The sequence below is a fragment of the Pseudomonas sp. PWP3-1b2 genome, from assembly GCF_049896045.1.
Classification (GTDB): domain Bacteria; phylum Pseudomonadota; class Gammaproteobacteria; order Pseudomonadales; family Pseudomonadaceae; genus Aquipseudomonas; species Aquipseudomonas antarctica_B.
Genome location: NZ_JAFCTN010000027.1, coordinates 1 through 20,013, shown reverse-complemented (window position 1 = coordinate 20,013; position 20,013 = coordinate 1). Strand labels below are relative to the sequence as shown.

19 protein-coding genes and 4 tRNA genes are annotated in these 20,013 nt (G+C 60.0%); 5 read left to right on the top strand and 18 right to left on the bottom strand.

Features of this window, described 5'->3' with window-relative positions:
- Nucleotides 1–56: 56 nt before the first annotated feature.
- Both ACP7A2_RS17800 and ACP7A2_RS17795 read left to right on the top strand, forming a co-directional pair.
- On the top strand, nucleotides 57–230 hold the full coding sequence (locus ACP7A2_RS17800) for a DUF3094 family protein (protein WP_375066163.1): 174 nt from the start codon (nucleotides 57–59) through the stop codon (nucleotides 228–230).
- 60 nt (nucleotides 231–290) lie between these two features.
- A complete protein-coding gene (locus tag ACP7A2_RS17795) occupies nucleotides 291–1,589 on the top strand; it encodes an NAD(P)/FAD-dependent oxidoreductase (protein WP_426135274.1) in 1,299 nt (432 codons plus the stop codon).
- Between the two features lie 175 nt (nucleotides 1,590–1,764).
- On the opposite strand, the gene ACP7A2_RS17790 is transcribed toward ACP7A2_RS17795, so the two are convergent.
- From ACP7A2_RS17790 to rluD, 7 genes are all read right to left on the bottom strand, one after another.
- Nucleotides 1,765–1,841 (bottom strand) — tRNA-Pro (locus ACP7A2_RS17790).
- A 94-nt stretch (nucleotides 1,842–1,935) separates the two neighbouring features.
- Nucleotides 1,936–2,011, bottom strand: a tRNA-Lys gene (locus tag ACP7A2_RS17785).
- Between the two features lie 5 nt (nucleotides 2,012–2,016).
- Nucleotides 2,017–2,093 (bottom strand) — tRNA-Pro (locus tag ACP7A2_RS17780).
- Between the two features lie 10 nt (nucleotides 2,094–2,103).
- Nucleotides 2,104–2,179, bottom strand: a tRNA-Asn gene (locus ACP7A2_RS17775).
- Nucleotides 2,180–2,482: 303 nt separating this feature from the next.
- The gene (gene clpB, locus ACP7A2_RS17770) at nucleotides 2,483–5,047 is read right to left on the bottom strand and encodes an ATP-dependent chaperone ClpB (protein ID WP_078740661.1); all 2,565 of its coding nucleotides are present in this window, start codon (nucleotides 5,045–5,047) and stop codon (nucleotides 2,483–2,485) included.
- A 131-nt stretch (nucleotides 5,048–5,178) separates the two neighbouring features.
- A complete protein-coding gene (gene pgeF, locus ACP7A2_RS17765) occupies nucleotides 5,179–5,904 on the bottom strand; it encodes a peptidoglycan editing factor PgeF (RefSeq protein ID WP_426135273.1) in 726 nt (241 codons plus the stop codon).
- Complete coding sequence (rluD, locus tag ACP7A2_RS17760) at nucleotides 5,901–6,863, bottom strand: 23S rRNA pseudouridine(1911/1915/1917) synthase RluD (protein ID WP_053254302.1); 963 nt, start codon at nucleotides 6,861–6,863, stop codon at nucleotides 5,901–5,903. The genes pgeF and rluD overlap by 4 nt, the downstream gene beginning before the upstream one ends.
- 149 nt (nucleotides 6,864–7,012) lie before the next feature.
- Between rluD and ACP7A2_RS17755 the strand changes: the two genes are divergently transcribed.
- Nucleotides 7,013–8,038 carry an outer membrane protein assembly factor BamD gene (locus ACP7A2_RS17755; RefSeq protein ID WP_426135272.1) on the top strand — a complete coding sequence of 342 codons (1,026 nt, stop codon included), beginning with the start codon at nucleotides 7,013–7,015 and terminating at the stop codon, nucleotides 8,036–8,038.
- 125 nt (nucleotides 8,039–8,163) lie between these two features.
- Nucleotides 8,164–8,397, top strand: a complete 234-nt coding sequence (locus tag ACP7A2_RS17750) for a PP0621 family protein (RefSeq protein ID WP_426135271.1) — start codon at nucleotides 8,164–8,166, stop codon at nucleotides 8,395–8,397.
- Here the strand turns inward: ACP7A2_RS17750 and thiO are convergent.
- From thiO to pilV, 5 genes are all read right to left on the bottom strand, one after another.
- Nucleotides 8,384–9,493: a glycine oxidase ThiO gene (gene thiO / locus ACP7A2_RS17745; protein ID WP_426135270.1), complete on the bottom strand. Its 1,110-nt coding sequence runs from the start codon at nucleotides 9,491–9,493 to the stop codon at nucleotides 8,384–8,386. The genes ACP7A2_RS17750 and thiO overlap by 14 nt on opposite strands.
- A 62-nt stretch (nucleotides 9,494–9,555) precedes the next feature.
- A complete protein-coding gene (locus tag ACP7A2_RS17740; RefSeq protein WP_426135269.1) occupies nucleotides 9,556–9,957 on the bottom strand; it encodes a type IV pilin protein in 402 nt (133 codons plus the stop codon).
- 11 nt (nucleotides 9,958–9,968) lie between these two features.
- Nucleotides 9,969–10,487 carry a pilus assembly PilX family protein gene (locus ACP7A2_RS17735; RefSeq protein ID WP_426135268.1) on the bottom strand — a complete coding sequence of 173 codons (519 nt, stop codon included), beginning with the start codon at nucleotides 10,485–10,487 and terminating at the stop codon, nucleotides 9,969–9,971.
- Between the two features lie 7 nt (nucleotides 10,488–10,494).
- Entirely contained in the window at nucleotides 10,495–11,187 is a 693-nt protein-coding gene (locus ACP7A2_RS17730; protein ID WP_426135267.1) for a PilW family protein, read from the bottom strand.
- Nucleotides 11,184–11,669, bottom strand: coding sequence for a type IV pilus modification protein PilV (gene pilV / locus ACP7A2_RS17725; protein ID WP_426135266.1), 486 nt, complete (start codon nucleotides 11,667–11,669; stop codon nucleotides 11,184–11,186). The genes ACP7A2_RS17730 and pilV overlap by 4 nt, the downstream gene beginning before the upstream one ends.
- 207 nt (nucleotides 11,670–11,876) lie before the next feature.
- On the opposite strand from pilV, the gene ACP7A2_RS17720 reads away from it, so the two are divergent.
- On the top strand, nucleotides 11,877–12,395 hold the full coding sequence (locus ACP7A2_RS17720; protein ID WP_426135265.1) for a GspH/FimT family pseudopilin: 519 nt from the start codon (nucleotides 11,877–11,879) through the stop codon (nucleotides 12,393–12,395).
- Between the two features lie 17 nt (nucleotides 12,396–12,412).
- On the opposite strand, the gene ispH is transcribed toward ACP7A2_RS17720, so the two are convergent.
- From ispH to murJ, 6 genes are all read right to left on the bottom strand, one after another.
- Complete coding sequence (gene ispH, locus ACP7A2_RS17715; RefSeq protein WP_375066140.1) at nucleotides 12,413–13,360, bottom strand: 4-hydroxy-3-methylbut-2-enyl diphosphate reductase; 948 nt, start codon at nucleotides 13,358–13,360, stop codon at nucleotides 12,413–12,415.
- Nucleotides 13,361–13,544: 184 nt separating this feature from the next.
- Nucleotides 13,545–13,982: an FKBP-type peptidyl-prolyl cis-trans isomerase gene (gene fkpB / locus ACP7A2_RS17710; protein ID WP_426135315.1), complete on the bottom strand. Its 438-nt coding sequence runs from the start codon at nucleotides 13,980–13,982 to the stop codon at nucleotides 13,545–13,547.
- Between the two features lie 7 nt (nucleotides 13,983–13,989).
- Complete coding sequence (gene lspA / locus ACP7A2_RS17705; RefSeq protein WP_078740649.1) at nucleotides 13,990–14,502, bottom strand: signal peptidase II; 513 nt, start codon at nucleotides 14,500–14,502, stop codon at nucleotides 13,990–13,992.
- Nucleotides 14,495–17,326, bottom strand: coding sequence for an isoleucine--tRNA ligase (gene ileS, locus ACP7A2_RS17700; protein WP_426135264.1), 2,832 nt, complete (start codon nucleotides 17,324–17,326; stop codon nucleotides 14,495–14,497). Before ileS ends, lspA begins: the two co-directional genes overlap by 8 nt.
- A gap of 14 nt (nucleotides 17,327–17,340) precedes the next feature.
- Nucleotides 17,341–18,279, bottom strand: coding sequence for a bifunctional riboflavin kinase/FAD synthetase (gene ribF / locus ACP7A2_RS17695; protein ID WP_375066135.1), 939 nt, complete (start codon nucleotides 18,277–18,279; stop codon nucleotides 17,341–17,343).
- A 119-nt stretch (nucleotides 18,280–18,398) separates the two neighbouring features.
- On the bottom strand, nucleotides 18,399–19,937 hold the full coding sequence (gene murJ, locus ACP7A2_RS17690; protein ID WP_426135263.1) for a murein biosynthesis integral membrane protein MurJ: 1,539 nt from the start codon (nucleotides 19,935–19,937) through the stop codon (nucleotides 18,399–18,401).
- Nucleotides 19,938–20,013 lie beyond the last annotated feature (76 nt).

The window sequence follows — 20,013 nt, the reverse complement described above, 5'->3', positions numbered from 1 at the left end:
CAATCTCCTGACTGTAACGTGGCGCCCTTTTGCAACGTCTACCTGACGAGGCTTTTATGACCAGCCGCCTGAAACCCGATGACCAACAGCATGTCGAAGAGTACCTGCAACTCTCCCAGAACCGTGTCGAGCGCAAGCCCTTCAGGCCGTGGCTGCTCCTTGGTGTGGTGCTTGTTGTGGTGATCGGGCTCGGTCTGCTGAGCCGCCTCTTGAGTTACCTGACGCTATGAGCTGCCTGGCGCTCGCGGGGGTAACTGCTCCGATTTCTTTTAGCCTTGCGAGATATCCCCATGACCCATCGTATTATTATCGTCGGCGGCGGCGCCGGCGGCCTGGAGTTGGCTACCCGCCTGGGTAAGACTCTGGGCAAGCGCGGCACCGCCAGCATCACGCTGGTGGACACCAACCTGACCCATATCTGGAAGCCGCTGCTGCATGAAGTGGCTGCCGGGTCGCTGAACTCTTCGGAAGACGAACTCAATTATGTCGCCCAAGCCAAATGGAACCACTTCGAGTTCCAGCTGGGGCGCATGAGCGGGCTTGACCGTGAACAGAAGAAAATCCAGCTGGCCGCCACCCTTGATGAAGAAGGCCGCGAACTGGTCCCTGCGCGCGTGCTGGGCTATGACAGCCTGGTGATCGCTGTCGGCAGTACCACCAATGACTTCGGCACCGAGGGCGCGGCGCAGCACTGCCTGTTCCTCGACACCCGCAAACAGGCCGAGCGCTTCCATCAGCAACTGCTCAACCACTACTTGCGCGCACACGCCGGGCAAACAGACGTCATCGAAAAGATCAGCGTCGCCATTGTCGGCGCGGGTGCAACCGGTGTGGAGTTGGCGGCCGAGCTGCATAACGCCGCTCATGAACTCGCAGCTTACGGCCTGGACCGCATCAAGCCGGAAAACATGCACATCACCCTGATCGAAGCCGGCCCGCGCGTATTGCCTGCGCTGCCGGAGCGCATTGGCGGGCCTGTGCATAAAACCCTGGAGAAACTCGGCGTGACCGTGCTGACAGACTCGGCGGTGAGCGAAGTGACAGCTGACGCCCTGATCACAAGCGCCGGCCAAGTCATTCCAGCCAGCCTGAAGGTGTGGGCGGCAGGCATTCGTGCACCGGGCTTCCTCAAGGACATTGATGGGCTGGAAACCAACCGCATCAATCAGCTGCACGTGTTGCCGACCCTGCAAACCACGCGCGACGAGAACATCTTCGCGTTTGGTGACTGCGCTGCCTGCCCGCAGCCAGGCTCCGACCGCAACGTACCGCCTCGCGCCCAGGCGGCGCACCAGCAGGCTTCGTTGCTGGCCAAATCGCTGAAGCTGCGCATTGAAGGCAAAGACCTGCCGTCCTACAAGTACACCGACTACGGCTCGCTGATTTCGCTGTCGCGGTTCTCGGCAGTGGGTAACTTGATGGGCAACCTGACCGGCAGCGTGATGCTGGAAGGCTGGCTGGCGCGGATGTTCTATGTGTCGCTGTACCGCATGCACCAAGTGGCGCTGTACGGTTTCTTCCGCACGGCAATGCTGATGCTGGGGAGCAAGATCGGCCGCGGCACCGAGCCACGCCTGAAACTGCACTAACAACGCTTATTTATGTGGGAGCGGGCTTGCCCGCGATAGCGGTGGAACAGCAGCACATAGGCTGGCTGACAATCCGCTATCGCAGGCAAGCCAGCTCCCACATTTTTTTGCGTTGCATCTGAGATTTTCAGCACAAAAAAAATCCCCGTATCTTTCGATACGAGGACTTTTAATATGGTCGGGGTAAGGGGATTCGAACTCCTGACATCCTGCTCCCAAAGCAGGCGCGCTACCGGACTGCGCTATACCCCGGTAAAAAAAAGGCGACCTTTCAGCCGCCTTCTTCGATCAGCGCTTTTGGCCTCTGATCTTAAGATTCGATTCCAGCGTTAACTGGTCTCAAAAATGGTGGGTCGTGTGGGATTCGAACCTACGACCAATTGGTTAAAAGCCAACTGCTCTACCAACTGAGCTAACGACCCAAATATGGTCGGGGTAAGGGGATTCGAACTCCTGACATCCTGCTCCCAAAGCAGGCGCGCTACCGGACTGCGCTATACCCCGGTTTTGAAATTGGCTCCGTGACCAGGACTCGAACCTGGGACCCAATGATTAACAGTCATTTGCTCTACCGACTGAGCTATCACGGAACTACATATTTCAAATGTACAACTTTTACTGCTTTGTAACCTTCTCTTCGACCCGCCCGTATCGCTACGTTCATGTCTCTGAGGCGCGCTATTCTACAATCTTAAAAACCCCTGTCAACCCTTTAAATTGCTTTTAAGACAATGATTTGCGCTTCTTTCTGATTTCTTCTTGGGGAGAAGAAACCCGCGGGCTGACGTTGCTGCGGGGCGCACTTTACAAGCCTTTGCCTTACAGTTCAACGCCCTATCGAAAAAAAAGGCCCCGCAATGCGGGGCCTCTTCTTATCGCCATAGCGACCGGGCTCAGTGAAAGACGATTTCGTCGTTTTCCACCGTTGCCTCGACGCTGGTACCAGGCATAAAGCTGCCCGACAGGATCAACTGCGCCAACGGGTTTTCGATCCAGCGCTGGATCGCCCGCTTCAACGGCCGTGCGCCATACACCGGGTCGTAACCGACTGCGATCAGCTTGTCCAACGCCTCGCTGCTCAGCTCCAGGTTCAGCTCGCGCTCGGCCAGACGGCCACGCAGGCGGCCCAGCTGAATCTCGGTGATGCCCGCGATCTGATCCCGCGCCAAAGGCTCGAAGATCACCACTTCGTCGACCCGGTTGATAAATTCCGGGCGGAAGTGCGACGTCAGCGCATCCATCACCGCAGCACGCTGGCCTTCACGATCACCGACCAATTCCTGGATTTGCGCCGAGCCCAGGTTGGAGGTCATCACGATCACCGTATTACGGAAATCCACCGTACGCCCGTGGCTGTCGGTCAAGCGGCCATCTTCCAGCACTTGCAGCAAGATGTTGAACACATCCGGGTGGGCCTTCTCGACCTCGTCCAGCAGGATCACCGAGTAAGGCTTGCGTCGCACGGCTTCGGTCAGGTAACCGCCTTCTTCATAGCCCACGTAGCCCGGTGGTGCGCCGATCAAGCGGGCCACCGAATGTTTCTCCATGAACTCGGACATATCGATCCGCACCATGGCCTCTTCGGTATCAAAGAGGAACTCGGCCAAGGCTTTGCACAGCTCGGTTTTACCCACGCCGGTAGGGCCGAGGAACATGAACGAGCCGCTCGGCCGGTTCGGGTCGGACAACCCGGCGCGCGAACGTCGTACCGCATTGGATACGGCCACAACGGCCTCTTCCTGACCGATAACGCGCTGGTGCAACAGGCTTTCCATCTTCAGCAGCTTGTCGCGCTCGCCTTCGAGCATTTTCGACACCGGAATACCGGTCCACTTGGAGACGACTTCGGCAATTTCTTCCTCGGTCACTTTGCTGCGCAGCAACTGGTTCTCGCTTTTACCGTGCTGATCGACCATTTGCAGGCTGCGTTCCAGGTCCGGAATCACTCCGTACTGCAACTCGGCCATGCGGTTCAGGTCGCCTTTGCGGCGTGCAGCTTCCAGCTCCTGACGGGACTGCTCGATTTTTTGCTGGATCTGCGCAGAACCCTGCACTTCGGCTTTTTCCGAGGTCCAGATTTCTTCCAGGTCTGAATACTCGCGCTCGAGGCGAACGATTTCTTCCTGAAGTTTCTCCAGGCGCTTTTTCGCCGCGTCGTCCTCTTCTTTCTTCAGGGCCTGGGATTCAACTTTCAGCTGAATCAGGCGCCGGTCCAGACGGTCGAGCACTTCCGGCTTGGAATCGATTTCCATGCGAATGCGGCTGGCCGCTTCGTCGATCAGGTCGATGGCCTTGTCCGGCAACTGACGGTCAGTGATATAGCGATGGCTCAACTTGGCCGCCGCAATGATCGCGCCGTCGGTAATCGCGACCTTATGGTGAACCTCGTAGCGTTCTTTCAGGCCACGCAGAATCGCAATGGTGTCTTCTTCGCTCGGCTCTTCCACCAGCACTTTCTGGAAACGACGTTCAAGGGCCGCATCCTTTTCAATGTACTGGCGGTATTCGTTGAGCGTGGTCGCCCCCACACAATGCAACTCGCCTCGGGCCAAGGCTGGCTTGAGCATGTTGCCGGCGTCCATCGAGCCTTCGCCTTTACCGGCGCCGACCATGGTGTGCAGTTCGTCGATAAACAGAATGATCTGCCCTTCCTGCTTCGACAGTTCATTGAGCAGGGATTTCAGGCGCTCTTCGAACTCGCCACGGAATTTGGCACCGGCGATCAAAGAACCCATGTCCAAAGACAGCAGGCGTTTGCCCTTAAGGCCGTCCGGCACTTCACCATTAATGATGCGCTGGGCCAGACCTTCGGCAATCGCGGTTTTACCCACGCCAGGTTCGCCGATCAGTACCGGGTTGTTCTTCGTCCGGCGTTGCAACACCTGGATGGTGCGACGAATTTCATCGTCACGGCCAATCACCGGGTCAAGCTTGCCTTCTTCGGCGCGCTTGGTCAGGTCGACCGTGTATTTATCCAGGGCCTGGCGCGACTCCTCGTGATTAGGGTCGTTTACCGCATCGCCGCCACGCAAATTGTTGATGGCATTTTCCAGGGCTTTCTTGCTCACGCCCTGGCCCAGCAACAACTTGCCGAGTTTGCTGTTCTCGTCCATCGCGGCGAGCAGCACCAGTTCGCTGGAGATGAACTGGTCACCTTTCTGCTGGGCCAGGCGGTCAGCCTGGTTCAGCAGGCGCGCCAAATCCTGCGACATGTTCACGTCGCCGGTCGGGTTCTGGATTTTCGGCAGTTGGTCGAGCTCTTTGCTCAACTCCTTGCGCAGGCTGTTGATGTCAAAACCTACCTGCATCAGCAAGGGCTTGATAGAACCACCTTGCTGTTCCAGGAGCGCCTGCATCAAGTGCGCAGGCTCAATGGCCGGGTGGTCGAGGCCCACCGCCAACGATTGGGAATCTGATAAAGCCAACTGTAATTTGCTGGTTAAACGATCAATACGCATTAGTCACCTTCCTTTTGAGCAGGCCGGAGCTGTAAATACATCCTGAATGAAGAAACCTGCCAGATACCCCTATAGATGTGGTCGATTCTGCAAGATTCAAGCTGTCGATGGTTGACGCAGGTCAGGAGAGTCTAGCGTTCAAGCCAGATAAGGGAGGCGAAGCGACCGGTGCGAGGGCTGCGGCGGTAAGAAAAGAAGCGCGGGTCGGACACGGTGCAGAAACCACCACCGTAAACAGCCGTAACACCTTGTGCAGCCAGGCGCAGGCGCGCGAGCTGATAGATATCGGCCATGTACTTGCCGGGATTGCCGCTGGCAACGAAGGCTTCGGCAGTCACTGGCAGTTGCTGCATGAAGGCCTCACGCACTTCCGGGCCGACTTCAAAGGCTTGCGGGCCGATTGCCGGGCCCAGCCAGACCATCACGTCAGCAGGTTCGGCATCCAGACTGTCGAAGGTTGCCTCAAGCACGCCCGCTGCGAGACCACGCCAACCGGCATGCGCAGCCGCCACACGTGTGCCAGCACGGTTGCAGAACAACGCGGGCAGGCAATCGGCGGTCATCGATGTGCAGGCGATTCCAGGGGTGCTGGACCAACTGCCATCAGCTTCGACAGTGCGCGACGGATCAGCCTCGACCACGGTGACCCCGTGAACCTGGCGTAACCAGGAGGGCTGAATATCAAAGGCAGCGCTGAGACGACGACGATTGTCGAGGACAGACTCAAGGTCATCCTCAACATGATCGCCCAGATTGAGGCTGTCGAACGGCGCCAGACTGACGCCGCCCGAACGGGTGGTAACGCAGGCTTTGACTCCCGACGGCGCGGGCCAGTCAGGAATCAGCCAGTCACTCATCCAATAAACGCCTCACGATCCTGCTTGAGCAGCGACAACAACCAGACCAAATCGTCTGGAAGAGGCGATTCCCAGCTCATCCGCTTACCGCTCGTCGGATGATCCAGCTCCAGGAAACGTGCATGCAGTGCCTGGCGCGGGAAGGATTTCAGCGATTCAACCATGGTCACACTGGCCGCAGGTGGAATGCGGAAGCGGCCACCGTAGGCCGGATCTCCGACCAACGGGAAGTTAATGTGCGCCATGTGCACGCGAATCTGGTGCGTGCGGCCGGTTTCCAGTTTGACCCGCACATGGGTGTGGGAGCGAAAACGCTCCAGCACACGGTAGTGGCTGACGGCCTGCTTGCCGCCTTCCATCACCGCCATACGCTGGCGCTGCTGGCCGTGGCGACCGATCGGGGCGTTGATCTTGCCACCCGCCACGACGACGCCGATCACGATGCACTCGTAGATGCGGCTGACGCTGCGGCTCTGCAGTTGTGTGACCAACTGCGTCTGGGCCTGGATGGTCTTGGCCACCACCATCAGACCGGTGGTGTCCTTGTCCAGGCGGTGCACGATGCCGCAGCGCGGGACATTGATGATGTCCGGCACGTGGTGCAGCAGGGCATTGAGCAAGGTGCCATCAGCGTGCCCGGCTGCCGGGTGAACCACCAGGCCTGCGGGTTTGTTGATGACCAGGATGTCGTCGTCTTCATAGACGATATCCAGCTCGATGTCCTGGGCGACCCATTCTCCCTGGGCTTCCTGCTCGGCAGTCAGCTCAAGAATCGCACCGCCATGGACTATGTCTCGCGGGCGGATAACCGCTCCATCCACAGTCAGGCGGCCGTCTTTGATCCAGGCGGAAAGGCGCGAGCGCGAGTGCTCAGCGAATAATTGTGCGGCGACTTGATCGAGGCGTTGGCCGCCCAATTCGGACGGCACCTCTGCGCGAAGTTCAATTTTATCGGACATGCTCAGACTAGGCGTGGCACAGCCTTTGGTTTCGGCTGCGCGCTTGTGGTTAAATACGGCGTCTTTTGCCCCGAGGCTTTCAACGGGGCGCTCATCATAACAGGACGGCCCCGCCCAAGACAGCGGCCGTCATAGGGACGCAAGCCGCCATGCAAGTGAAACACCTGCTGCTGATCGCCATCCTCGCCATGACTGCTGCTTGCTCGTCAACAAAGGAAGTCGTCGACGAAAACCTGAGCGAAGTCGAGTTGTATCAACTGGCTCAGAAAGACTTGGACAATAATAGCTACACCAGTGCCACAGCGAAGCTGAAGGCCCTGGAGTCGCGTTATCCGTTCGGGCGCTACGCCGACCAGGCCCAACTTGAGTTGATCTACGCCAACTACAAGAACGCCGAGCCGGAAGCCGCCAAGTCTGCTGCCGAACGTTTTATCCGCCTGCACCCGCAGCACCCGAACGTCGACTACGCCTACTACATGAAGGGCCTGACCTCGTTCGACCAGGACGTTGGCCTGCTGGCGCGCTTCCTGCCGCTGGACATGACCAAGCGTGACCCTGGCGCTGCCCGCGACTCCTACAACGAGTTCGCCCAGCTGACCAGCCGCTACCCGAACAGCCGCTACGCGCCGGACGCCAAGCAGCGCATGATCTACCTGCGCAACCTGCTGGCGTCCTACGAGATTCACGTGGCCGACTACTACCTGACCCGTCAGGCCTATGTCGCTGCCGCCAACCGTGGCCGTTACGTGGTGGAAAACTTCCAGGAAACCCCGTCCGTGGGTGACGGCCTGGCAGTGATGACCGAGGCTTACCAGCGCCTGCACCTGGACGACCTGGCGGCTACCAGCCTGGAAACCCTGAAGCTCAACTACCCGGACCATCCAAGCCTGCAAGACGGCCAGTTCGTGCCTAAAGCGGGCGATGCGGACAACCGTTCGTGGCTGAGCAAGTACACCCTGGGCCTGATCTCAACCCGTCCACCGCTGCCGCCGGGCGAAACCCGCGCCAACCAGGACGTGATGAAGCAGTACCAGGACGCCAAGGAAGCCATTCCTTCGGAGCTCAAGCCGCATGATGCCAATGGCGACGTGATCGAAGAAGAAGCGCCACAGGCCCTCGGCAACAACGAAGACCGCTCGTGGTTCAGCTACATGACCTTCGGCATTTTCGACTGATCTGTCGAAGCACTGAAAAAAGGGAGCCCTCAGGGCTCCCTTTTTTGTGGGCGGGCATTATTGCGCTGTGCGCCTGCCATGTCCTTGGCTAAACTGGCGCATTCCTTGTCGAGAAACCTCCCATCATGGTTCGTCTACTGTTCTGGATTGCCGTCATTGCTGCCGCGGTTTGGTTCTGGCGCAAATTCAAAAGCCCGGCCGCTAAACAGCGGCGTTCCGGCGAGCACGATGCCGCGATGATGGTGCGCTGCGCCCACTGCGGCGTGCACCTGCCGCAAGACCGCGCACTGAGTTCCGGCCAGGAGTGGTACTGCACGCAGGCGCACCTTGAGCAAGGGCCGAAGTCTATTGGGCGTTGATCCGACCTTCGGGCGCATAGGGCGCCGGGTCGATTATCGGCGCACGCCCCAGCAACAAATCGGCAAACAACTGGCAGGATGCCGGTGCAAGCACCAGGCCGTTGCGGTAATGCCCGCAGTTGAGCCATAGCCCCTTGAAGCCCGGGACTTCGCCGATGTAAGGAATACCTTCCGGCGAACCGGGGCGCAACCCGGCCCAATGCCCCACTACCTCGGCGTTTGCCAACGCGGGAATCAACTCCACCGCCGACGCCTTGAGGCTCTCCAGCGCGGATTCGGTGGGCGACTTGTCAAACCCCTCGTGCTCCAGCGTACTGCCAATCAGAATGTGCCCGTCACGCCGTGGGATCGCATAGCGCCCTTTGGCCAGGACCATGCTCGACAGGAAATCCGACGCGCATTTGTACAAAATCATCTGACCCTTGACCGGTTCGACCGGCAGCGCCAGGCCCAGCTTGGCGAGCAACTCCCCACTCCAGGCGCCTGCTGCCAATACAACCCTATCGCCAAGCACCTGCCCGCTGGCCGTGTTTACGCCCACCACGGTTTGGCCCTCAATAACAAAGCTGCGCACTTCGCACTGTTCGTGAAGGGTCACACCGGGAAGCGCCAACAGCGCCGCCTTGAGGGATTTGACCAGGCGCGGGTTGCGCACATTGGCCACGTCCGCCATGTAGATCGCCCGGGAATAACCGCCGCCCAGCACCGGCACCGCATCATGGGCGGCCGACACATCGACGGCGCTCAATGGCCGCCCTTCGCGGGCAGCCCAGGCCAGCGCCTCGGCTTCATCATCCAGGTCCAGCCAGTAAAGGCCCGTGGTATGCACTTCGGGATCAATGCCGGTGGCGGCGAACAAACGCTCCGCCAGCTGTGGATAAAAATCCTGTGACCAATGGGCCAGCGCAGTGACCGCCGGGCTGTAGCGCCACGGATACAGCGGCGACACAATCCCGCCGCCCGCCCATGAGGACTCCTGCCCAAGCCCGGAGCGCTCCAGCAGCACGACTGCCTGCCCTTGGGTGGCGAGGTTGAACGCAGTCAACAAACCGATTACGCCGCCGCCGACAATCACCACTCGCTGTTGCTTAGCCATCATTTGTTCCAGCCGATAAAAAGGGATAAGCGCGCCCGGCGCCCATTCATTCAGCACGCTCATCACCGACCCCAACATGCCTTGAGCGACATTTCAGGTGACGCACCGGGATTACTTCGGACACCGAGGCTGGTCAGGCTGAATTCGCCGCAAGGGTCGTCCGCCATCACTGAGCCGACGATTGGCGCGGCCACCAGGCTGAATGCCTGAGCGTCCAATGCAGCGCTGATTCTATAGCGATCATTGCCCTCACTGACGCCGCTTGCATCAATAAAAGTCGCATTGCGCGTGTAAAAGCGTTCCAGGTGCTGCGCTTGCTCGGTGAGCAGCGCAACGATCTCTGCGCGGTAGGCCTTGTTCACGTGCCGTGTGTAGCCGGGGTAAGCGATCCCGGCCAGCAACGCGATGATCGCCACAGCGATCAGTAACTCGATCAAGGTAAAACCTCGGCAATCCTTGCCCATTGATACGTTCCTTATTGAAGTTGCCGCCATAAAATTCGACGAAATCGCACACCATCGCCCTCGTCCATCCGTGCATAAACGGTTTCCAGCACCGTGCGCGCCTGACCATTGAGCCCTACCGCCGTCACGCGGTATAACGCCGCAGGCGCTGCAGTCGGCAAATCAACCCGCCCCAGCGATTGGAGGCCATATACGCCCCCCTTCACGCTCACCCAAGTGACCGCCGACGCAGCATTTGCCCCGCCACTCACTACCGAATACGCTTCCTGCGGCGGCGCGCACGTGCTGATCGATTGGCACGGCGGCAATGTGCCCGCCGTTTTCCGGACAATCGACTCCCCCAGCGTCAAGCCGCTTTCGGCAGTTTGAAATGATTGATTACGATGCCAGACACTGCCGGACATCTTTTGCTGGGCCACAGCCCCTTGCATCGATGCCAGGGCGATCAACGACAGCATCAGCAGAAATACCAGACTGACCAACAAAACCATGCCGGTCTGGCGCAGAGAAATGGCGCTAGAGCGCATCATGATCCCCCTACCCCAACCGGTTACGCAGCGCCGCCACGACGCTGTAGGCCTGATCCTTTACCCGACCCGTCGGGTCGCGCAGCGTCATTTGGATGCGCACGCTGCGTATCAGCGATTCGTCGGCCGGGTTGGCGTCATAGCGCAAAACACCCATCGAACCTGCACTGGCGGCCATGCCGAAGCTGACGTCGAATGCCTGTACGTTATCCACCAGCACTGCCTTGGCCGGCGCGGCAGGCGTGCTGACCTTCAACTGGCCCGCCTCGTAGGTGTAAGTGAGTTGACGTATCGCAAATCGGATCTGGCCGGGCACCGGCGGCGAACTACCCGCGAAAGCTCGGGCGGTACTACGGCAATCGGACAGCACCGTCCAGTCAGGCGTGCCACCCTCCTCGCCGACATCGGCGGTGACCACTGTGAGTGACTTGGCGCTGGCCGATGCACTCCAGCCGACCGGCCGATCAAACGCCGCCGGCGCATTCTCGACATAAGCCACAGGCAGGCAACCGAACATGCCCGCCTGCCGAATATCCCGAATCATCTTGCCCAAAACGAACCGCGCATCATCCTGAAGCAACATGGCGGCTTGTTGGCTGGCCTGGGTGGTTCGAGCACTGATTGCGACCTGACTGGCCCCGAGTATCACCACCAACCCAATGGCCAGCGCCAGCAGTAGCTCCAGCAGGCTGAACCCCTTCATTGCGCCACCCTCGGCTCGCTGGCAATGAGGCTGGTGAGGGTGAATGTTTCCCGCGCACCGGGAGCATTCGTCGCCCTGGCGTTATCCCAATCGATGCTGACGGTCACCTCACTGCCACTGACCACCACGGAGCCTTTGGCGCCCTCCCCGGCGAACCCGACGATATTGGCTTCAAAGTCGTGCAGGTCCACGTCTCGCACACTGGCGCCAGAGGTACTGCGCGGAGCCCGCGCGGTTTGGCTCCATGAGTAATCGGCGCCGGAATTGGCGCGAACCCGATCAAGCATGTCGTAGGCAATGAAACTGGCCTGGCTGATCATTCTGGCGCTGTCGGTGTACTTGAGCGCATTAAGCTGGATGACCGCAGCCCCCAGCAGGCCGACCGCGAGAATCAGCACCGACACCAGCACTTCGATCAGGGTCATGCCTGACTGCGGGTGAGACAGGGTGCAGGGGAAACGTGTGTTTGGGGATGCAGGCATTACCGTCGTCGTCCATGTCGAAGGCCGGAGAAAAAACAGCAGAAACCTGCTGTGCGCCCCAAGACTAGCGTCGGATTCCAGCCGGCGCTGCTGCCGGAACAAAGGGAAATACTTTGGACTTAAAGGCCATCATCCGACGCTGCACACCGACGGCTATACCTAAGCCTGCCAGTCAAAACATGCACCACGTCCACGGAGGGACGACACATGACGCAACGAGGTTTTACCCTGATCGAATTGCTGGTCGGCCTGCTGCTGAGCGGCATCCTGACGCAAATGGCGGTCCCCGGTTTCAAGGGGCTGCTGGAATCGCAGCAGCGAAGCAGCACCGCACACGCCCTGGCGGACGGCCTGCGATTCGCGCGTACCGAAGCCATCACACGCAATCGCACCGTGATTATTCATGCTCTGGAAGAGGATTGGAGCCGAGGGTGGCGAGTGATCGTGGACGCCAGCGGACGCGGCCCGCTGGACGACGACAACCCGGTGCTGCAGGAGCGCCAGGACGGCGGGCAAGTGGCGATTGCGGGCAACGGGCCGGTCAAGACCCAGGTGCGTTTCAGCGGGTTGGGTGAGCCGGTGTTTGCAGGAGGAGGCTTTCGCGCCGGCACCGTGCACGTCTGCGACACGGAGCAGGCACAAAGCCTGTATCAAGTGGTGTTGGCCCCCAGCGGGCGCATCAGCCTGCGCAGTGATAAAACCGAACAGGCTTTATGCCGAGGCTGATGCAGGGCCTTGAGGGATCAAAGCAGAGAGCGAACCCGCAGTTCCTTAGGCATGGAGAACGTGATGTTCTCCTCACGGCCGGCCAATTCATCGGCGCCCGTGGCACCCCAGGCCTGCAATTGCTGAATCACACCACGCACCAGCACTTCCGGGGCCGAGGCACCTGCGGTAATACCGATACGCTCGACGCCGTCGAACCAGCTGCGCTGCATGTCTTCGGCGCCGTCGATCAGGTAGGCCGGTGTGGCCATGCGTTCAGCCAGCTCGCGCAGGCGGTTGGAGTTGGAGCTGTTTGGGCTGCCGACGACTAATACCACGTCGCACTCGTTGGCCAGTTGCTTGACCGCATCCTGACGGTTTTGCGTGGCGTAGCAGATGTCGTCCTTGCGCGGCCCGCCAATGGCCGGGAAGCGTGTGCGCAGGGCATCGATGACGCGGCTGGTGTCGTCCATCGACAAGGTGGTCTGGGTCACGAAGGCCAGGCGTTCAGGGTTTTGCACCTGCAGGTTGGCGACGTCTTTTTCGTCTTCCACCAGGTAGATGGCGCCGCCATTGCTGGCGTCGTACTGGCCCATGGTGCCTTCGACTTCCGGGTGACCGGCGTGGCCGATGAGGATGCATTCACGGCCGTCGCGGCTGTAGCGCGCAACTTCGATGTGCACCTTGGTCACCAGCGGGCAGGTGGCGTCGAATACTTTCAGGCCACGGCCAGCGGCTTCAGTGCGCACGGCTTGGGAAACACCGTGGGCACTGAAGATGACGATTACGTCGTCTGGCACCTGGTCGAGCTCTTCGACAAAGATGGCGCCGCGGGCGCGCAAGTCTTCGACCACGAATTTGTTGTGGACGACTTCATGACGCACGTAAATCGGCGGCCCGAAGACTTCCAGGGCGCGGTTGACGATTTCGATCGCACGGTCCACGCCGGCGCAGAAGCCACGGGGGTTGGCGAGTTTGATTTGCATGCGGTGCCTCGTGTCTTGCAGGGCAAGATGTTGGATCTACACAACCCTTGCAGGAACCAGCTTTTGTGGGAGCTGGCTTGCCTGCGATTGCATCGCCGCGGTGTACTTGTTGCACCGCGTCGTCTGCATCGCAGGCAAGCCAGCTCCCACAGAAGCCAGCGCCCACGGGAGCCGGCTCTGTCAGTCAGATCGCTTTAACGTTGAATATTTCAACATCAAAGGTCAAGGTTTTACCGGCCAGCGGGTGGTTGAAGTCGATGGTCACTTGCGCGTCATCGAAGGTTTTCACCACACCCGGCAATTCAGTATTCGCCGCATCGTTGAAGATCACCAGCAAGCCTTCCGACAGTTCCATGTCCTGAAATTGCGAGCGCGGGATGATCTGCACGTTTTGCGGGTTGGGCTGGCCAAAAGCGTTTTCCGGCAGGATTTGCAGGGTGCGCTTGTCGCCGGCCTTGAAACCGAACAGGGCCGCTTCAAAACCCGGCAGCAAGTTGCCGTCACCGACCTTGAAGGTCGCCGGGGCTTTGTCGAAGGTGCTGTCGACCGTGTCGCCATTCTCCAGGCGCAGTGCGAAATGCAAAGTGACTTCCGTGTTCTGGCCGATGCGTTGCTCAGCCAATACCTGATCAGTCATTGACGGTCTCTCCGGTTTTCTTGCTTTTGAACATGTCCAACGCCAGCATGATCGCACCGACGGTGATGGCGCTGTCGGCAAAGTTGAACGCCGGGAAATACCAGCGGTTCTGCCAATGCACCAGAATGAAGTCGATCACATGGCCCAGGGCAATGCGGTCGTAAAGGTTGCCCAGCGCGCCGCCCAGCACCAGTGCCAGGGCGATGGCGAGCCAGGTGTCATCGCGGCCCAGGCGCTTGAGCCAGACCACCAGCACCGCACTGACCACCACGGCGATCAGGGCGAACAGCCAGCGCTGCCAGCCGCCGCCATCAGCGAGGAAGCTGAAAGCAGCGCCGGTGTTATAGGCCAGGGTCCAGCTGAAATAGTCTGGAATGACCACAATCTGCTGGTACATCTGCAAGGCGCCCTCGAAATGAGCCTTGCTGAGCTGATCGATGATCAGCACCAGCACGCTCAATACGAGCCAGCCCAGACGTCCAAAACGACCGGCTGCATTAGGCATAGTGGCGAACCTCGCCAGCACCGCTGATGTTGTCGACGCAACGACCGCAGATTTCCGGGTGCTCAGGGTTCACGCCGACGTCTTCACGGCAGTGCCAGCAACGGGCGCACTTGGCGAAGGCCGACTTGACCACTTTGAGCTTGAGGCCCGGTACTTCAGTGGCCACGGCATCCGCCGGGGCCTGGGCAAACGGTGCCAGGCTCGCGGTGGAGGTGATCAACACGAAGCGCAGTTCGTTGCTCAGCTTGGCCAGGTCGGCGGTCAGGCCGTCCTCGGCAAACAGGGTGACTTCGGCTTGCAGGTTGCCACCGACGGCCTTGGCCGCGCGCTGAACTTCCAGCTCCTTGTTCACCGCAACCTTGACGGCCATCACGCCTTCCCAGTACTCGCGGCCCAGTTCGAAGTCGGCCGGCAGTTCGGTCAGGCCTTCGTACCAGGTGTTGAGCATCACGGATTCGTTGCGCTCGCCCGGCAGGTATTCCCACAACTCGTCGGCAGTGAAGGCCAGGATCGGTGCGATCCAGCGAACCAGCGCTTCAGAGATGTGGTACAGCGCGGTCTGCGCCGAACGGCGCGCCTTGCTGTTGGCGCCGGTGGTGTACTGGCGATCCTTGATGATGTCGAGGTAGAAACCGCCCAGTTCCTGCACGCAGAAGTTGTGGATCTTGGAGTACACGTTCCAGAAGCGGTATTCGCCGTAGCTCTCCTGCAACTCGCGCTGCAACAATAGAGTACGGTCCACGGCCCAACGGTCCAGGGCGAGCATTTCCTCGGCCGGCAGGATGTCGGTGGCCGGGTTGAAACCGGTCAGGTTCGACAGCAGGAAGCGTGCGGTATTGCGGATACGGCGGTAGGCATCGGCGCTACGGGCCAGGATCTGGTCCGAGACGGCGATTTCACCCGAGTAATCGGTGGAAGCGACCCACAGACGCATGATGTCGGCGCCCAGGGTATCGTTGATCTTTTTCGGCTCGATCACGTTTTTCAGCGATTTGGACATCTTGCGGCCCGTCTCGTCGACGGTGAAGCCGTGGGTCAGCAATTCGCGGTACGGCGCGTGGTTGTCGATGGCACAGCCCGTCAGCAACGACGAGTGGAACCAGCCACGGTGTTGGTCGGAACCTTCCAGGTACAGGTCGGCACGCGGGCCGGTTTCGTGACCCATCGGGTGCGAGCCGCGCAGGACATGCCAATGCGTGGTGCCGGAGTCGAACCACACGTCGAGGGTGTCGCTGATCTTGTCGTACTGCGGGGCTTCGTCGCCCAGCAGTTCGGCGGCGTCCAGCTTGAACCAGGCTTCGATACCTTCCTGCTCAACGCGCTGGGCAACGATTTCCATCAGCTCAACGGTGCGTGGGTGCAGCTCGCCGCTTTCCTTGTTCAGGAAAAACGGGATCGGCACGCCCCAGTTGCGCTGGCGCGAGATGCACCAGTCCGGGCGGTTGGCGATCATCGAGTGCAGGCGCGCCTGGCCCCAGGCCGGAACGAACCTGGTTTCTTCGATAGCCTTGATTGCGCGATTACGCAGGGTGTCGCCGCTGGTCGGCTCTTTGTCCATACCGATAAACCACTGCGCAGTGGCGCGGTAGATCAGCGGGGTTTTGTGACGCCAGCAGTGCATGTAGCTGTGCTGAATGGTGGCGGTTTGCATCAGCGCACCGACTTCACGCAGCTTTTCGATGATCAGCGGGTCGGCCTTGAAGATGAACTGGCCGCCGAAGAACTCCAGCGACGGCACATACACGCCGTTGCTTTGTACCGGGTTGATGATGTCGTCGTTGACCAGGCCGTACTTCTTGCAGATCACGAAGTCGTCCACGCCGTAGGCAGGCGAGCAGTGAACCACGCCGGTACCCGAACCCAGCTCAACATACTCAGCCAGGTACACCGGCGACAGACGGTCGTAGAACGGGTGACAGAAGTTGATCAGTTCCAGCGTCGAGCCGGTAGTCGTGGCGATCACCGAGCCTTGCAGCTCGTAACGGGCCAGGCAGGCTTCAACCATTTCTTCGGCCAGCACGAGCAGGCGGTCACCGACGTCTACCAGGGCATAGGTGAATTCCGGATGCACGTTCAGCGCCTGATTGGCCGGGATGGTCCACGGGGTGGTGGTCCAGATCACGATGGCAGCCGGCTTGCTCAGGCTTGCCAGGCCGAAAGCCTGGGCCAGCTTGGCCTCGTCGGCAATCGGGAAGGCGACGTCGATGGTCGAGGACTTTTTGTCTTCGTACTCGACTTCCGCCTCGGCCAGGGCCGAACCGCAGTCAAAGCACCAGTTCACAGGCTTGAGGCCCTTGAACACGAAACCGCCCTTGACGATTTCGGCCAAGGCACGGATTTCACCGGCCTCGTTTTTGAAGTTCATGGTCTTGTACGGGTTGTCCCATTCGCCCAGCACGCCCAGGCGGATGAATTCGGACTTCTGCCCTTCGATTTGCTCGGTGGCGTAGGCACGGCACAGTTCGCGGGTTTTATCCGCGCCCAGGTTCTTGCCGTAGGTCACTTCGACTTTGTGCTCGATCGGCAGGCCGTGGCAGTCCCAGCCCGGAACATAAGGTGCGTCAAAACCCGACAGGGTTTTGGAGCGCAGGATCATGTCCTTGAGAATTTTGTTCAGCGCATGACCGATGTGAATCGTGCCGTTGGCATAAGGAGGGCCGTCGTGCAGGACGAACTTCGGACGATCCTTGCCAATTTCGCGCAACTTTCCGTACAGGCCAATACTGTCCCAGCGCTGCAGGATCTGCGGTTCGCGCTGTGGCAGGCCGGCCTTCATTGGGAAGGCGGTGTCCGGAAGGTTTAGCGTGGCTTTATAGTCGGTCATTTAAGGCTCTTCGGTTAGCGATGGGCGCTAGGTGCGGCTAGTGCACGGGCGGCGGCGACATCCGCATTGATCGCCGTTTTCAACGCCTCAAGGGAGGCGAAACGCTGCTCTTCACGCAGCTTTTGGTGGAAAACCACCGTCAAACGCCGGTCGTATAAATCACCGGCAAAATCCAAAAGGTGAACTTCCAGGTGGGCCTTGCCATCACCTGCAACCGTGGGCCTGACGCCTATGTTGGCGACTCCCGGCCACGGTTGGCCGTCGATGTCGACGCTGACCAGGTAAACCCCGGTCAGCGGCACGCGACGGCGCTTGAGTTGCACGTTGGCGGTTGGCGTGCCCAGTTGGCGCGCCAGCTTCTGACCGTGCAATACCCGCCCGGCAATGCGGAACGGGCGACCGAGCAAACGCTCGGCCAAGGCGAAGTCGGCAGCGGCCAGGGCGTTACGCACCTGGGTACTGCTCACGCGCAGGCCGTCCAGTTCGACGGTTTGCGCGGCTTCGACGGTAAAACCCTGGCTGACGCCGGCTTTTTGCAGGAAATCGAAATCGCCTACGCGGTCGCAGCCAAAACGGAAGTCGTCGCCGACCTCAAGGTGCTGCACGCCCAGGCCATCGACCAGGATGCGGTCGACGAACTCGGCGGCGCTCAGGCTTTGCAAACGCTGGTTGAAGGCCAGGCAGAGGACGCGGTCCACACCTTCTTCCGCCAGCAGTTGCAACTTGTCCCGCAAGCGGGCCAGGCGTGCCGGCGCCGTTTCGGGGGTGAAGTATTCCCGCGGCTGTGGTTCAAAAATCACCACGCAGCTGGGCACGCCCAACTCGACCGCACGTTCGCGCAGCCGGGCCAGGATAGCCTGGTGGCCACGGTGAACACCGTCAAAGTTGCCAATAGTGGCGACGCAGCCCCGATGCTCGGGGCGCAGGTTGTGGAGACCTCGAACCAGCTGCATAACGCGCTTCTTGCTCATAAAGTGGTCGATTATAACCACACCCGGCCCCGGACGACATGCAACAGCGCAGGCCAAATGGTTCGAATCGATAAAACAACCGTTTTATCGCGGCAAAGTCTCTAGCCCAACGACTTGCGATTGAAATCCCGCAGGCGAAAGCCTTGCAGCAGCAACATCCCGAAGTACACCACCACCCCGGCGACCACGAGCACGCCAAGGCGCATAAAACGCTCCAGCATATGGCCTTCATCCCAGGCAGGCATAAAGTGCATCAGGCCCAGCAACACGGCCGACATCGCCGCCACCGCCACCACCAGCTTGAGCGCAAACATCCCCCAGCCGGGCTGCGGCTGAAACATCTGCTGCTTGCGCAGTTGATAAAACAGCAAACCCGCATTGATGCACGCGCCTGCACTAATGGCCAGGGCCAGGCCAGCGTGGGCCAGCGGGCCGATAAACACCAGGTTGAGCAGCTGCGTGACGATCAGGGTGAAGATCGCAATTTTCACCGGCGTGCGAATGTTTTGCTGCGCGTAAAAACCCGGCGCCAGCACTTTGATAACAATAATGCCGAGCAGCCCCACCGAGTAGGCGACCAACGCGTGCTGCGTCATCAAGGCGTCATGCGCATCGAACTGGCCGTACTGGAACAAGGAGACTGTCAGCGGCTCGGCCAGAATGCCGAGGGCCAGGGAACAGGGCAGCACCAGCACAAAGCACAGGCGCAGGCCCCAATCGAGGATGCGCGAATACTCCTGGCGGTCTTTGCTGGCGTAGGTGCGCGCCAGGGTTGGCAGCAAAATTGTGCCCAGCGCCACGCCGAGCACGCCGGACGGCAGCTCCATCAGGCGATCGGCGTAATACATCCACGACACTGAGCCGGAGACCAGCAACGAGGCAAAGGCGGTGTTGATGATCAGGGAAATCTGGCTGACGGAGACGCCAAGAATCGCTGGCAGCATGTTACGCATCACACGCCATACGCCGGTGTCCTTGAGGTTCAGGCGCGGCAATACCAGCATGCCGATCTTTTTCAGGTGCGGCAGTTGGTAGAGCAACTGCGCCAGGCCACCAGCCAGCACCGCCCAACCCAAGGCCATCACTGGCGGGTCAAAGTACGGCGTGAGGAACAACGCGAAGATAATCATGCTGACGTTAAGCAGGGTCGGCACGAAGGCGGGCACCGAGAAACGGTTCCAGGTATTGAGGATCGCCCCGGCGAGGGACGACAGGGAAATCAGCAATATATAAGGAAAGGTCACTCGCAGCAGGTCAGTGGTCAGCGCGAATTTTTCCGGTGTGTTGGCAAAACCCGGCGCCGTGGCCCAGATCACCCAGGGCGCGGCGAGCATGCCAGCGATGGTCACCAGCATCAGCACCAGGGTCAGCAGGCCCGAGACGTAGGCAATAAAGGTGCGGGTCGCCTCCTCGCCTTGCTGGGCTTTGTATTCGGCCAGGATCGGCACGAAGGCCTGGGAAAAAGCGCCTTCAGCGAAAATCCGCCGCAGCAGGTTGGGCAATTTAAATGCAATAAAGAAGGCATCCGTGGCCATGCTGGCGCCAAAAATGCGCGCCAGCAGGGTGTCACGCACAAACCCCAAAACCCGGGAGATCATCGTGATAGAGCTGACGGCGGCCAACGATTTGAGCAGATTCATTGAAAGAGTTTGCGCCTTTAGATAAAGAGCAGGCGAACAAAGCGCCTACTTATGCGATACTGCGCGCCTGCAACAG